The organism is Streptomyces sp. NPDC054796 (genome assembly GCF_053611545.1).
In genome coordinates this window covers 1-13834 of sequence record NZ_JBSHAO010000104.1, presented here as the reverse complement: position 1 = coordinate 13834, position 13834 = coordinate 1, and the positions used below count along the sequence as shown (strand labels likewise).

At 72.2% G+C, this 13834-nt stretch carries 11 protein-coding genes; 7 read left to right on the top strand and 4 right to left on the bottom strand.

Going from position 1 to position 13834, the window contains the following annotated elements:
• Nucleotides 1-635: 635 nt before the first annotated feature.
• On the bottom strand, nucleotides 636-1457 hold the full coding sequence (locus tag ACWGJ2_RS39070) for an SDR family NAD(P)-dependent oxidoreductase (protein WP_453351159.1): 822 nt from the start codon (nucleotides 1455-1457) through the stop codon (nucleotides 636-638).
• 74 nt (nucleotides 1458-1531) lie between these two features.
• Here ACWGJ2_RS39070 and ACWGJ2_RS39065 point away from each other — a divergent pair, with 74 nt between their 5' ends.
• Complete coding sequence (locus tag ACWGJ2_RS39065) at nucleotides 1532-2143, top strand: TetR family transcriptional regulator (protein ID WP_453351158.1); 612 nt, start codon at nucleotides 1532-1534, stop codon at nucleotides 2141-2143.
• A gap of 61 nt (nucleotides 2144-2204) precedes the next feature.
• Here the strand turns inward: ACWGJ2_RS39065 and ACWGJ2_RS39060 are convergent, their stop codons facing one another.
• Nucleotides 2205-3134 (bottom strand): hypothetical protein, encoded by a 930-nt coding sequence (locus ACWGJ2_RS39060; protein WP_453351157.1) that lies wholly within the window; start codon nucleotides 3132-3134, stop codon nucleotides 2205-2207.
• A 367-nt stretch (nucleotides 3135-3501) separates the two neighbouring features.
• Between ACWGJ2_RS39060 and purN the strand changes: the two genes are divergently transcribed.
• Together purN and purH are read left to right on the top strand one after the other, a co-directional pair.
• Nucleotides 3502-4110, top strand: a complete 609-nt coding sequence (gene purN / locus ACWGJ2_RS39055; protein WP_453351160.1) for a phosphoribosylglycinamide formyltransferase — start codon at nucleotides 3502-3504, stop codon at nucleotides 4108-4110.
• Nucleotides 4107-5684, top strand: a complete 1578-nt coding sequence (purH, locus tag ACWGJ2_RS39050) for a bifunctional phosphoribosylaminoimidazolecarboxamide formyltransferase/IMP cyclohydrolase (RefSeq protein WP_453351156.1) — start codon at nucleotides 4107-4109, stop codon at nucleotides 5682-5684. Before purN ends, purH begins: the two co-directional genes overlap by 4 nt.
• Nucleotides 5685-5826: 142 nt before the next feature.
• Here the strand turns inward: purH and ACWGJ2_RS39045 are convergent, their stop codons facing one another.
• Nucleotides 5827-6609 carry an RDD family protein gene (locus ACWGJ2_RS39045; protein WP_453351155.1) on the bottom strand — a complete coding sequence of 261 codons (783 nt, stop codon included), beginning with the start codon at nucleotides 6607-6609 and terminating at the stop codon, nucleotides 5827-5829.
• Nucleotides 6610-6984: 375 nt separating this feature from the next.
• Nucleotides 6985-7746 (bottom strand): FHA domain-containing protein, encoded by a 762-nt coding sequence (locus ACWGJ2_RS39040; protein WP_453351154.1) that lies wholly within the window; start codon nucleotides 7744-7746, stop codon nucleotides 6985-6987.
• A gap of 131 nt (nucleotides 7747-7877) precedes the next feature.
• Between ACWGJ2_RS39040 and ACWGJ2_RS39035 the strand changes: the two genes are divergently transcribed.
• The 4 genes from ACWGJ2_RS39035 to ACWGJ2_RS39020 all read left to right on the top strand — a co-directional run bounded on the left by ACWGJ2_RS39035 (nucleotide 7878) and on the right by ACWGJ2_RS39020 (nucleotide 13804).
• Entirely contained in the window at nucleotides 7878-8732 is an 855-nt protein-coding gene (locus tag ACWGJ2_RS39035) for a bifunctional methylenetetrahydrofolate dehydrogenase/methenyltetrahydrofolate cyclohydrolase (RefSeq protein ID WP_453351153.1), read from the top strand.
• A complete protein-coding gene (locus ACWGJ2_RS39030) occupies nucleotides 8722-9273 on the top strand; it encodes a DUF3017 domain-containing protein (protein ID WP_453351152.1) in 552 nt (183 codons plus the stop codon). Before ACWGJ2_RS39035 ends, ACWGJ2_RS39030 begins: the two co-directional genes overlap by 11 nt.
• 539 nt (nucleotides 9274-9812) lie before the next feature.
• A complete protein-coding gene (locus ACWGJ2_RS39025; protein WP_453351151.1) occupies nucleotides 9813-11357 on the top strand; it encodes a helix-turn-helix domain-containing protein in 1545 nt (514 codons plus the stop codon).
• 1457 nt (nucleotides 11358-12814) lie between these two features.
• Nucleotides 12815-13804 carry a malate dehydrogenase gene (locus ACWGJ2_RS39020; protein ID WP_453351150.1) on the top strand — a complete coding sequence of 330 codons (990 nt, stop codon included), beginning with the start codon at nucleotides 12815-12817 and terminating at the stop codon, nucleotides 13802-13804.
• The last annotated feature ends 30 nt before the right edge of the window (nucleotides 13805-13834 follow it).

The window sequence follows — 13834 nt, the reverse complement described above, 5'->3', positions numbered from 1 at the left end:
GACAAGTGCGGGTCTCGTTGTCGGGTTTCCTCCGGCACTCGTCGCCACCACTTGCGGGGACACCCCACCACGTCCCCTCCCACCCGGTGGCCAACCTCCGGCCGGTGCCCCCTCCGCTTGTTCCCATGCTGTGTGCCCGCACTTGGCGGTACGGGCCCAGCCCTGTCAGGGGAAGCCGACGGCGGCGGCTCGCCATTGTTGTGGGCAGGCGTCCCGCTGGCGAGGGGGCACCGCCCAGCGGTAGCTGGGGGAGGGTGGGCACGACCCGTGCCACCGAGCCGCAGTCGCGCCCCGCGAAGGGGGGTGGGCGTCAGCCGACCCGGAGCTGGACAGCGGGCCACCGGCGGGACGGGGACGCGGTGGGGTGTCCCCGCAGGTCGAGAAAGTCACCGGCCGAAAGCCGACAACGAAAGCTTCACGCCGAGGAGACACCCCACCGCGGCACCGGACACCCCGCACCCACGCACCGCACACGGCCACGGCCGAAACCCAGAATCACGCGGCGCCAGCCGCATCGCACCGCAACCACACGCCGCGCCGAAGCCACCGGCCCGCACCCGCGCAACGAAACCCCAAGGGGCACCCGCAGAGCGCACGCACCCCCGCACCGGGACCGTCGCCCTGTGGGGCGGGGGTCATCCGCGGGATGTCATGGCTCCCATGACCAGGACCCCGCGCTTCCGGCCCACGAACCGACTCGCGCCCGCCATCACGCGGTTACGGCGCCCGGACACGGCACTCGGCGGCGACGTGCGCCGGTCCAGCACCCGCAGGGCCTCCGTCACCACTTCCTGGGGGGACTGGCGGGTGCCGCCCGCGACGTCCGTGCCGACGGCGTCGAAGAACTCGGTCTCGGTCGCCCCAGGGGACAGCGCGAGGACACGCAGCCCGGTGCCGCGCGACTCGTACCAGAGCGCCTCGGTGAAGTGCAGCACGAACGCCTTCGTGGCGGCGTAGACGGCCATGCCGGGGACCGGCAGATACGCGGCCATGCTCGCCACATTGACCAGCACCCCGTTCCCGGAGGCCCGCAGCGGCCCGATGAACGCCCGGCTGATGTCAACCAGGCTCGCGACGTCGACCTGGACCTCCTCCCGCAAGCGCTCCGGATTTTCGTCGTGGAACTGACCGCTGGTGCCGAAGCCCGCGTTGTTGACGACGCTCGTGACCGTGAGGCCGCGCCGCTCCGTTTCCCCGGCGAGAGCCTGTCCCGCTCCGGGCAGGCTCAGGTCGAGCGGAACGGCCTCGGCCCGGACGCCGTGCTTCGCGGCGAGTTCGGCGGCCAGCTTCTCCAGCCGCTCGCGGCGCCGGGCGACCAGGACGACGTCCGAACCCCGCCCGGCTATCCGGCGGGCGAACTCCGCGCCGATGCCGGAGCTGGCTCCGGTGACGAGGGTGGTCTGACCGCGGTAGTCGACGGGGTTCATGGGCTGCTCCTCGGTAGTGGATGCCCGCATCATGGCATGCTGGGTCACACTTGTCACAGGGTGCCAACTAGGTACTGAGTGCAAGGAACAGTAGGCTGACGTTCATGGAAGATCAGCAGGGGCGCTCGGCGGGGCTGCGCGAGCGCACCCGGCGGGCGGTACAGGCCGAGATCGTCGCCGCCGCGATGCGGCTGTTCCTGGAGCGCGGCTTCGAGGCCACGAGCATGGATCAGATCGCCACCGAGGTCGGCATGTCGCGGCGCTCGCTGTTCCGCTACTTCGGCACGAAGGAGGACATCGTGCTCGGCGATCACGCCGCGCACGGACAGGTGCTGCGGGCCGCGCTGGAGGAGCGGCCGGCCCATGAGTCCCCGTGGCAGGCGCTCAGGGCGGCACTGGTAACACTTCTCAGGTCGCTGCCGTACGACTCGGAGGACTTTCTCAAGATCACCAGCATGCTCCACGCGTCCCCGGCGCTGCGGGCGCGCCGGGGAGAGAAGCAGCAGCAGTGGACGGAACTGCTGGTGCCGGACATCGCCGCACGGCTCGGGGACGCCGACGACCCGAGGAACCGGCTGCGGGCGCACGCGCTGGTCGCCTGCGCCGTGGCCTGCTCGGATGTCGCCCTCGAGGCATGGGTCGGCAGCGGCGGCGCCGTCGAGGTGGAGGACGCCTTCGACGAGGCGGTCGCCGCGGTCCGAGGCCGGCCCGTCTGACCCCGCGTCGCCGGTATCGTCCTCCGGCCCGTACGACGGTCCGGGCGAAGGGCCCTGGACCCTAGGTTCGGGGTTCCAGGAGGGGGCGGAGCTGTTCGGGGAGGAGGCGCTTGCAGTCTTCGCGGGAGGACTGGGTGAGGGCGTCCGTCGTGCAGGTGTAGTAGTCGCGGTACACGGTCTGGAAGGTGAACGTCGCCGCGACGACCGCCAGCGCGAGCACCGCGGTGACCAGGCCGCCGACCGCCGCCGTGGTCTGCGCCTTCGCCGCCTGCGCCGGGGTCACCGTGACCTGCACGGGCGAGGGCGTCCGCTGCGCTTCGGGACCCGAGGACGTGCGGGCGCTGCCCGCGATGTCCTCCGCTGTCGCCCGCGCCCCGGAGCCGGATGCCCGGGGCCCGTCGGCGCCGCGCTCCTTGCCCGCGGCCGAGCGGGACCGGCCCCGCAGGGAGTGGATGCCCCAGTACAGCGAGAGTGCCCCCAGCAGCAGCGCCACCTGCGGCAGGCTGAACAGGGCGAAGAAGAGGCCCCAGATGCCCGCGTGCAGGGAGTAGCGGGCGTGGCGTTGCAGGGGGTCGGTCGGGTCCCAGCGCATGCCGCCGCGCGGGCCGCTGCCGCCGGGGCCGCGCCCGTCGCCGCCGCCCTCACCGTTACCGTTGCCCTCGCCGCCCTGGCCCGTGCCGCCGAAGCCCCCGCTCTGGCGGCCCGGCTGGCGGCTGCTCCACTGGCTGCCCCACGTCGACTGCTCGTCGTCACCGGACGAGCCGGACGACCCGGACGACCCGGACCCGTCGGACGAGGACCCCGAACCGGGACCCGGACCGGAACCCGTCGGCTTCCCGTGGACCGGCCCGGGCCCGGGGGAGCCGTCGGAGTCCGTCGGGCGGCGCGGCTGCCATGGCGTGTCCGGCTGCCCCTCCGGCGGTGGCGCGAAGGGGTTGTCCTCGCGGGACGTGTCGGATGCTGCCGCGCGGCGGCGGGGTCGGTCGGTCATGTGGTGTGTGTCTTCCCCTTGTCGTTCCGTGGCGCGTACGGATAGCGCCTCCGACGCTACCTCTCGTGCGCGCCCCCGTCCCGTGGGGGCCGCGTGGAGTGCCGGTATCGTTGCCGACGGTCGGACGCTTCGTAGAGTTCCCCGGAATCCTCCGCTCCACCTTCTTGTGCGACCGCACAAACCGCGTACGACCACGCAAACCGCTTTCCCTCCTGGCGGCGCGACGCGACACGACACGACGCGACGTCAGGGAACCCAGCGAGAGAGAGCCCCCGCCGTGGCCGCGCACCCCAGCCCCAGCAACCCGGGCCCGAACCCGGGTCTCAGTCCTCGCGGCGGCCGTCGTGACCGCCCCGCACGCCTCGTCGTGCTCGTGTCCGGGTCCGGCACCAACCTCCAGGCCCTCCTCGACGCCATCGCGGAGCGGGGCGCCGAGGGCTACGGCGCCGAGATCGTGGCCGTCGGCGCCGACCGCGCGGGCATCGAGGGGCTGACGCGCGCCGAGCGGGCCGGGATTCCCACCTTCGTACGGCGCGTGCGCGACCACGCCACGCGCGCCGAGTGGGACGAGGCGCTGGCGCGCGCGACGGCGGAGTACGAGCCCGACCTCGTCGTCTCGGCGGGCTTCATGAAGATCGTGGGCAAGGAGTTCCTCGCCCGTTACGGGGGGCGTCTCATCAACACGCACCCCGCGCTGCTGCCCAGTTTCCCCGGCGCCCACGGCGTGCGCGACGCGCTCGACTACGGCGTCAAGGTGACCGGGTGCACCGTCCACTTCGTCGACGACGGTGTCGACACCGGCCCGGTCATCGCCCAGGGCGTGGTCGAGGTCCTGGAAGAGGACCACACCGATGAGGGAGCCGCTCTCCACGAGCGGATCAAGGAAGTCGAGCGACGGCTGCTCGTCGACGTCGTGGGACGCCTCGCCCGCGACGGGTATCGCATCGAGGGACGAAAGGTACGGATTCCGGCATGAGCGCCGAAGTTACGGACACGGGAACGAAGCGGCCGATCCGCCGCGCGCTGGTCAGCGTCTACGACAAGACCGGACTGGAAGACCTGGCCCGGGGGCTGGACGCGGCGGGCGTGCAGCTCGTCTCGACCGGCTCGACCGCGAAGAAGATCGCGGCGGCCGGGGTCCCGGTCACCGCCGTCGAGGACCTGACCGGCTTCCCCGAGTGCCTGGACGGGCGGGTCAAGACGCTGCACCCGCGCGTGCACGCGGGCATCCTCGCCGACCAGCGGCTGGCCGACCACCGCGAGCAGCTCACCGAGCTGGGCGTCGAGCCCTTCGAGCTGGTCGTCGTGAACCTCTACCCCTTCCAGGAGACCGTCGCCTCCGGCGCCTCTCCCGACGAGTGCGTGGAGCAGATCGACATCGGCGGCCCCTCGATGGTGCGCGCCGCGGCCAAGAACCACCCCTCCGTCGCGGTCGTCGTCAACCCGGACCGCTACGCCGACGTGCTCAAGGCCGTCGGCGACGGCGGCTTCGGGCTCACCGAGCGCAAGCGGCTCGCGGCCGAGGCGTTCCAGCACACGGCGGCCTACGACACGATGGTCGCGAGCTGGTTCGCGCAGGGTTACGCGGCCGTCGACGACTCCGGGCTGCCCGACTTCGTCGGCGCCACCTACACCCGCGCCAACGTGCTCCGCTACGGCGAGAACCCGCACCAGCCCGCCGCGCTCTACACCGACGGCAGCGGCACGGGCCTCGCGGGCGCCGAGCAGCTCCACGGCAAGGAGATGTCCTACAACAACTACGTGGACACCGAGGCGGCCCGCCGCGCCGCCTACGACCACGCCGACCCCTGCGTCGCGATCATCAAGCACGCCAACCCGTGCGGCATCGCGACCGGTTCCGACGTGGCGGAGGCGCACCGCAAGGCGCACGCCTGCGACTCGCTGTCCGCCTTCGGCGGGGTCATCGCCGTCAACAGGCCCGTCTCGGTGGCGCTGGCCGAGCAGATCGCGGAGATCTTCACCGAGGTCGTCGTGGCCCCCGACTACGAGGACGGCGCCGTCGAGGTCCTCTCCCGCAAGAAGAACATCCGCGTGCTGCGCAGCCCCGGAGCGCCCGCCGCTGAGGTCGAGTTCCGGCCCATCGAGGGCGGCACGCTGCTCCAGGTCAAGGACCGCCTCCAGGCGGAGGGCGACGACCCGGCGAACTGGCGGCTGGCGACGGGTGAGCCGCTGTCCGCCGACGAGCTGGCCGAGCTGGCCTTCGCCTGGCGCGCCTGCCGGGCCGTCAAGTCCAACGCGATCCTGCTGGCCAAGGACGGCGCGACGGTCGGCGTCGGCATGGGCCAGGTCAACCGCGTGGACTCCGCGAAGCTGGCCGTGCAGCGCGCGGGCGAGGAGCGCGCCGCCGGTGCGTACGCCGCCTCGGACGCGTTCTTCCCCTTCCCCGACGGCCTCGAGGTCCTGACGGAGGCCGGGGTCAAGGCCGTGGTCCAGCCGGGCGGTTCGGTCCGCGACGAGGCCGTGATCGAGGCCGCGAAGGCGGCGGGCGTCACGATGTACCTGACGGGGACCCGGCACTTCTTCCACTGACGGTCCTACGCGCAGCCGCGACCGGAACCGCGTCCGCACAGACGAAGACCGCGCCCCGAGAGAGGACGGGGCGCGGTCTTCGTCGTGCTGAGCCATGAGCCGCCCAGCGGCGCTCAGGTGGCTCGGTCGGCTCAGGCGTGGGTCACTTCTTGATGACGACCACACCGGCGGCACGGTCGTGCCAGCCCTGGATCTTGCCGGTGTTGTCGAAGAAGGGCGACAGGTACACCAGCAGCATGCCGATGTAGCAGACGAAGGCGCCGACCATCGGGATGATGTAGCGGATGAAGCCGCCGCCGACGCCCGGAACCTGACCCGTCGACTCCTTCACGACGCGCAGGCCCATGGCCATCTTGCCGAAGGTCGCGCCCTTGAAGGAGATCATCAGCCACTCGTAGAGCAGCATGAAGACGGCCAGGGACATCATGATCGCGAAGAAGGCGCCGAAGGCGCCCGTCGCGGCCTGCGACTGCTCGTCGATGCACGCCTGGTAGCCCGGGTCCATGTAGGAGCCGCAGTCCTCCATGTCGGAGGCGATGCCGAGCGTGCCCGCGAGACCCGCGAACATGACGATCGACATGACGACGCCGATGATCAGACCGTCGATGAGCCGCGCGAGGAAGCGCTGGCCCATGGTGGCGAGCTGCACGGTGCCCAGGTAGTTGATGTTTATGTAGCCGTTGTTGGCCTGGACCGTGCCACCCGGAGGCGGAGGCTGCTGCGGGTAGCCGTATGCGGGCTGGCCGGGCTGCTGCTGCCCGTAGGGCGCCTGGCCCTGCTGCGGGTACCCGTAGGCGGGCTGGCCGCCGGCCGGGGGCTGGCCCTGCTGCGGGTAGCCGTACGGCTGCTGGGGCTGCTGGCCGGGCTGCTGAGGCTGCTGGCCGTAGGGGTTCTGGCCCTGGCCGGGCGGCGGTGGGTAGCTCACGAGCGGATTCCTCCGAGCGGATTGTCAGGGGACGGATGGGGCCGATGGGCTCCGGGGAATGACAGGTCCGCCCCCGCAGTTGCCACAGGTGCGCTGCGTGAGGTGTGCGGTGTACACGATGTCTTCCCCCGTTCTCCTGGCGCCGTGCCCGTGGCCCTCCGAAAAACGTGGGCGCGGCGCCGCCGCTCAATGTTGGTGGTTGAGGGCTGATGCTGTCCAGCCAAGATCCGTAAATGTGGCGAATCCGCAATGCGCCGTTGCCCGGACCGGGCTCTCGGGCCCCTTCCGCACCGGTACTTCGCTCCCGCGACGGGCTCTCGGCGGCCTCTCGGCGGTCTCTCGACGGCCCCTTTCGGCGACCCCCGGCGGCCCTGGTCAGACGGGCAGCCGCCCCTCCAGGACGCCGAGTTGCTCCTCACGCACGAGGTCGAGGCGCAGGGCCGTCAAGACCAGCGCTTCGACCCCGTGCCCGTGCTCCTGCGGGGGCTTGAGGCGGAGCTTGACCGTCAGATAGTCGAGGTTCCAGTGCACGGCGGAATGGTTGACTTCGGGCCAGTGCGGGCGCACCCGCTCCACGATCTGTTCGACGGTCGGCAGCGGCGCGTCCCGTTCGTCGCGCAGCCGGGGCTCGCAGAGCGCGGCCAGCACCAGGAAATACCGCTTCGTGCGGTCGAGCGGGAACGGCCGGACCATCGGCTCCCCGGGATCGTGGTCGTCGTCGGCGGGGCCCTCCAGATAGTCGTGCCGGGGCGCCCAGACGTCGAACCCGCACGGCTCGCCGTCCGCACCCGCGTCCGTGCCCGTAGCCGTAGCCGTAGCCAGGATGACGCGCGCGAACTCGAAGGGGACGGGCGCGTCGGCACGCCCTGGGGCGACGGTGATGCGCTCGTCGGCGCTCTCGGGGTTCACGACGGTGTACGTGCGCTCGCGGCTGAAGTTGCTGAGCGTCCAGAAGGCGCCCGTGGCGGTCAGCTCGCCCGCCGAGCGGGAGACGTGGGGGTGGGGGAGGAGCAGCCGGACACCGCAGCAGCCCGAGTGGCAGTCCGTGCGGCCGAACCGCAGGGTCTCGCCCGGCTCCAGCCGGAACTGCTCGTCCGGACCCCGGCAGCCGTCGGGCACCACGATGACGCTGTACACCGGGCCAGGGTACTCACTCTGCGTGTTCGCGCACAACGGTACGTAGGCGAGACGGGGTGGTGCGCCGTGACGTGGCGTCCCAGGGGCCGGGCGGATTGGAGACCATGCCCCCCATCCGCGAGGATGGCACCATGACCGCCCAGATTCTCGATGGCAAGGCCACGGCAGCAGCGATCAAGACCGATCTCACCGCGCGCGTCGAGGCGCTGAAGGCCAAGGGCGTCACGCCCGGCCTCGGCACCCTGCTCGTCGGCGATGACGTCGGCAGTCAGAAGTACGTCGCGGGCAAGCACCGCGACAGTCAGCAGATCGGCGTCAACTCGATCCAGCGCGAGCTGCCCGCGACGGCCACGCAGGAGGAGATCGAGGCGGTCGTCCGCGAGCTGAACGAGAACCCGGACTGCACCGGCTACATCGTCCAGCTCCCCCTCCCCAAGGGCATCGACACCAACCGCGTGCTGGGCCTGATGGACCCCGACAAGGACGCCGACGGGCTGCACCCCACCAGCCTCGGCCGCCTCGTCCTGGGCGAGCCGGGCCCGCTGCCGTGCACCCCGCAGGGCATCATCCAGCTCCTCCGCCGCCACGAGGTCGAGATCAACGGCGCGCACGTGGTCGTCGTGGGCCGCGGCATCACCGTCGGCCGCTCCATCCCGCTGCTGCTGACCCGGCGCAGCGAGAACGCCACCGTGACCCAGTGCCACACCGGCACCCGCGACCTGCCCGCGCTGCTCCGGCAGGCCGACATCGTGGTGGCGGCGGCCGGTGTCCCGCACCTCATCAAGCCCGAGGACGTGAAGCCGGGCGCGGCGGTGCTGGACGTCGGCGTGAGCCGCGACGAGAACGGCAAGATCGTCGGCGATGTGCACCCGGGCGTGCGGGACGTCGCGGGCTGGATCTCCCCGAACCCGGGCGGCGTCGGCCCGATGACGCGTGCCCAGCTCCTGGTCAACGTCGTCGAGGCGGCGGAACGCCGTGTCGGCTGAGCCCGGAGCCTCCACACCACAGGGCGGCGGCGCGCTCGACGCCGTGCGGGGCGGCGCGGCGCGTGCCGCCAACGCGGTCGGCACGACGCTCGGCCTGGGCAGGCTGAGCAGGCTGGGCGGCGGCAAAGGAGACAAAGGGGGTGAGGGCGAGGGCGGCCGCAAGAGCCGCCGGTTTCCGCTCCTCACCCGTGACACCGCTCGCCCCGAGGGCGGCGGAAGGGCCGCCGGAGGCGACGCCCCTGCGCCGTACCGCCAGTGGCCGCTGCTCGCGGTGTGCGGCGGGGTGCTCATCGGGCTGCTGGTGACGGTGCTGGAGTTCCGCGCCGGGACCATCATCATCGGGCTGTCCATGCTGGGCGGCGCTGTGCTGCGCTGGGCGCTGCCGTCCGTCGGGATGCTGGCGGTGCGCTCGCGGTTCACGGACATGGTGACGTACGGCGTGCTGGGCTTCGTGATCACGCTGCTGGCGATGATGGCGCAGCCGAAGCCGTGGGTCACGATCCCGTTCCTGGAGGCGATCGTCCGCTTCGCGGTGCGCTGACTTTTCTCCGGGTTCCTCCGGCTGAGGTCTTGAGGAAGCGGCCCGCCCTCTCCCCTGTGGAGGGCGGGCCGCTCCTGTGCGCACCCTGTGCTTTCCGGGTGCGGTTCTGAGAGTCATGACCTCGTCACTCCCGTTCAAGAGCGGCAGGGGCGCTGTGGCACGACGGTGACCGTCTCAGGACGGATGCCGATCATGCGTGACGAAGACGTCGGACTTCGGACCACGGACACCCGGAAAACGCCAACGGGAGGCGTGTGCGCGGCCGGTGGCCCCGGTGGCCCGGTGCCGGGGAAGGCGCTGGCCATCCGCTCAGGTGGCACACTGGTCATGCGTGCGACCAGCGGGGGGTGTGCGCGGGTGGGGGCGCTGGCCCGAAACACTCCCGCGCGCCCCCATACCCGGAACTGCGAGCCTGGCTGTCTGCATCCCCCTGGGTAGCCAGTACGCGGCTCCGGGCGCTCTGGGCGCTCCGGGAGAGAGCGGCACGGCACGGGGCACGGGGGGACGTCAGCACATCGGGGGGACAAGGGGGAGGCGCAATGCCTCGTTGGAGGCCGCTACCGGAGGAACTCGACCCGCAGATCAAGGAGTTCGCGAGCCAGCTCCGGCGGCTCGTGGACCGGAGCGGGATGAGTGTCGCCACGATCGCGGACCGTACCGGGTACAGCAAGTCGTCCTGGGAGCGCTATCTCAACGGGCGGCTGCTGCCGCCGCGCGGCGCGACCCAGGCGCTGGCCGAGGTCACCGGCACGGACGTGCGCCACCTCGGCACGATGTGGGAGCTGGCCGAACGCGCATGGAGCCGCAGCGAGATGCGGCACGACGCGACGATGGAGGCGATCAGCGTCGCCCAGGCGCGCGCTGCGCTGGGGGAGTTCGGCGACGAGCCCTCCCAGGGCAAGAAGCGCGGGCTCGGACGCGGTCGCGGCAAGGACAAGACCGCGAAGGACAAGAGCGGCGCGCCGGCGAACGGTGCGGTGCCTGGCGCCGACGCGGGTCCCGTCGCGCCGCCGCCCGTGAGCCCGCCCGCCGCGCCCGCCCCTGCTCCTGCTCCTGCTCCTGCCCCCGGCCCCGTCTCCGCGCCGCCTCCGGCCGACGACGGGGACACCGCCGTGTTCCGGGCGGTCCGGGCGACACACGAAGAGGACAGCGGCGGCGCGCCCGCCGACGCGGTTCCGTCCGACGCGCCGTCGTCCGACGCCGGAGAGGGCGCGACGCGGGGCATACGCGCCGCCGCGGTGGAAGCGCCGCCCGAGACGCAGCGCGGGACGCCGCCCGAGACGCCGTCGGCGGCGCCGCCCCGGCGACCGCAGGGCGGCCACTACGCGGCACCGTCCGCCACGCCGTCCGTTCCCGGGCCGCAGCGCGTCGATCCCGAGTCCTGGGGCGCGAGCCGGGGGACCGCGCGGCGTACGGGTGCGCCGAACGTCAGCCACGACACGCGCCAGGGCATGAGCCCCGACGCCTCGGGCTCCGGCGCCGGGCCCCGCACCACGGCGATCCCGGCCGGTGACGTGCCGGGCCCGCCGACGCCCCCAGGCCCCACCGGTCCCGCCGGGTCCGGCGGCTCGGGCAGGCGCCGGGTCACCATGTTCCTCGCCGGAGTCGTCGGGGCGCTGGTGGTCATCGCCGCCGCCGTGCTGCTCTTCGACCTGACCGGCGAGGACGAGACGGTGGCCAAGCCCTCCCCGTCCGCCAGCAAGAAGGACACGAAGCTGCCCGCGGGCGTCAAGTGCCAGGGTGCGGACTGCACGGGCAAGGACCCGGAGAACATGGGCTGCGGAGGCCAGCACGCCAAGACCACCAGCTCCGCGTGGGTCGGACAGAGCTACGTGGAGGTGCGGTACAGCAAGGTCTGCGAGGCGTCGTGGGCCCGTGTCACCGGCGCGGCGCAGGGGGACGTCGTGAAGGTGGAGGCGGGCAAGGAGTCGCAGAGCGACGAGGTGGGCGCGACGAGTGACGCGTACACCGAGATGGTGGCCGCGAAATCAAGTGACGCGGCCCGTGCCTGCGCGACGCTCGCAACGGGCGGCAACGGCTGCACCCAACCCGGCGCCACCTCTCCCTCGCCTCCGTCCCAGTAGCGTCGCCTTCATGGGGGTGTTGCGCGGGACGGTTGCCCCGTGCGGTGCGCACTGTAGGGTCCCGCGCTGATTTTCGCGCCGCGTTACGGGGGCGGTGCGCGTGTGGCGGGGCGCCGTGTTCGGGTGCGGGCCGGTGGCTTCGGCGCGGCGTGTGGTTGCGGTGCGATGCGGCTGGCGCCGCGTGATTCTTGGCTTGCGCCGTGGTTGTGGGTGCGTGGGTGGGGGGTGTCCGGTGCCGCGCCGGGGTGTCTCCTCGGCGTGAAGCTTTCGTTTTCGGCTTTCTGCCGTCGTTCGTCTCGACCTGCGGGGACACCCCACCGCGTCCCCGTCCCGCCGGTGACCCGCTGCTCCTCCGGGTCGGCTGAGCCCGGCCACATCCCCGGCGCGGGACCTGCGGTCCCCACTTCACGGTCCAACCGTCCCGCGCAACACCCCCTGTCGGGGGTGCGCAGCCCGGGGGCGCTTTGGTGTTTCGTTGGCGTGCTGCGGGCCGGTGGCACGGGTTGTGCCCACCCTCCCCCAGCTACCGCTGGGAGGTGCCCCCTCGCCCTGCGGAACGCCTGCCCACAACAAGGGTGGTGAGCCGTCGCCGTCGGATTCCGTGGCAGGGGTGGGCCCGTACCGCCAGGTGCGGGCACACAGCATGGGAACAAGCGGAGGGGGCACCGGCCGGAGGTTGGCCACCGGGTGGGAGGTGGTGCGGTGGGGTGTCCCCGCAGGTCGAGAAAGTCACCGGCCGAGAGGCGACGACGAAAGCTTCACGCCGAGGAGACACCCCGGCGCGGCGCCGACCCCCACCACCCAGCAATCCCACACGGCCACCGGCCCAAGCCATGAATCACGCGGCGCCAGCCGCGTACTACCGGTCCATACGCCGCGCCGTAGCCACCGGCCCGCACCCGGCGACGAAACCCCAACGCGCACCCAGGGACGCCCCGCCGGGCGACGACGCCAAAAGTTGTGGGCAATCGTCCCGCTGGCGGGACGGGTGGGCACAACCCGTGCCACCGACCCGCCACACGCGAACGAACCCCCAAGGGGCACCCACAACAGGCGCACCCCTACGAGAGACACGCACCCCGTGAAGCCTTCACCCCGCACCCCGTGAAGGGGCACACCACGGTGAAGGGGCAACCCTGCGTTTCCTTCCGCACCCCGCGAAGGGGAGACGCATGGGTGGACGTTTCGCGGGCAGGCGAACTGGTGGCAACCCCCCACGGGTGTGGCGCCGCACCCGGCAGCCGTCCGCGCTCCCCCCTCCTTGAGCGGGCGGCTGCCGACGGCGCGGAACCCCTCACGCTTCGCCCCCCACGGCTCCTCCGCGCCCCGGGCGTCGGATAGCCTGACGCTGGTCTCTTGATGTAGAGAGACTTCACAGAAGGGCAGGGACAACCCGTCCCCTCGGGCGCTTCGCCCGCGGAGGCCCCGCCGCCACGTCAGGTACTACGGAGACCGCCATGACCCGCACTCCCGTCAATGTCACCGTCACCGGCGCCGCCGGTCAGATCGGCTACGCGCTCCTCTTCCGCATCGCCTCGGGCCAGCTTCTGGGCGCGGACGTCCCCGTCAAGCTCCGGCTGCTGGAGATCACCCCGGCCCTGAAGGCGGCCGAGGGCACGGCCATGGAGCTGGACGACTGCGCGTTCCCGCTGCTGCGCGGCATCGAGATCACCGACGACCCGAACGTCGCCTTCGACGGCACGAACGTGGGTCTCCTCGTCGGCGCCCGCCCCCGCACGAAGGGCATGGAGCGCGGCGACCTGCTGGAGGCCAACGGCGGCATCTTCAAGCCGCAGGGCAAGGCCATCAACGACAACGCGGCGGACGACGTGAAGATCCTGGTCGTGGGCAACCCGGCCAACACGAACGCGCTCATCGCGCAGGCCGCTGCCCCGGACGTACCGGCCGAGCGGTTCACGGCGATGACCCGTCTCGACCACAACCGCGCGCTCACGCAGCTCGCGAAGAAGACCGGCAGCCAGGTCTCGGACATCAAGAAGCTGACGATCTGGGGCAACCACTCCGCCACTCAGTACCCGGACATCTTCCACGCGGAGATCGCGGGCCGGAACGCCGCCGAGGCCGTCAACGACGAGAAGTGGCTGGCCGACGAGTTCATCCCGACCGTCGCCAAGCGCGGCGCGGCGATCATCGAGGCCCGCGGCGCCTCCTCGGCCGCTTCCGCCGCGAACGCGGCGATCGACCACGTCCACACCTGGGTCAACGGCACCGCCGACGGCGACTGGACCTCCATGGGCATCCCCTCGGACGGCTCCTACGGCGTCCCGGAGGGCCTCATCTCCTCCTTCCCGGTCACCACGAAGGACGGCAAGTACGAGATCGTCCAGGGCCTGGAGATCAACGAGTTCTCGCGTCCGCGCATCGACGCCTCCGTCAAGGAGCTGTCGGAGGAGCGCGACGCGGTGCGCGGTCTCGGCCTGATCTGACCGCCCCGCGCCCAGCGCTGAGCGACACCG

Excerpts from the sequence above, each read along its gene's own strand:
- ACWGJ2_RS39070 (WP_453351159.1), bottom strand. The coding sequence starts at position 1,457 with ATGCGGGCATCCACTACCGAGGAGCAGCCCATGAACCCCGTCGACTAC.
- ACWGJ2_RS39065 (WP_453351158.1), top strand. The coding sequence starts at position 1,532 with ATGGAAGATCAGCAGGGGCGCTCGGCGGGGCTGCGCGAGCGCACCCGG.
- ACWGJ2_RS39060 (WP_453351157.1), bottom strand. The coding sequence starts at position 3,134 with ATGACCGACCGACCCCGCCGCCGCGCGGCAGCATCCGACACGTCCCGC.
- purH (WP_453351156.1), top strand. The coding sequence starts at position 4,107 with ATGAGCGCCGAAGTTACGGACACGGGAACGAAGCGGCCGATCCGCCGC.
- ACWGJ2_RS39035 (WP_453351153.1), top strand. The coding sequence starts at position 7,878 with ATGACCGCCCAGATTCTCGATGGCAAGGCCACGGCAGCAGCGATCAAG.
- ACWGJ2_RS39025 (WP_453351151.1), top strand. The coding sequence starts at position 9,813 with ATGCCTCGTTGGAGGCCGCTACCGGAGGAACTCGACCCGCAGATCAAG.
- ACWGJ2_RS39020 (WP_453351150.1), top strand. The coding sequence starts at position 12,815 with ATGACCCGCACTCCCGTCAATGTCACCGTCACCGGCGCCGCCGGTCAG.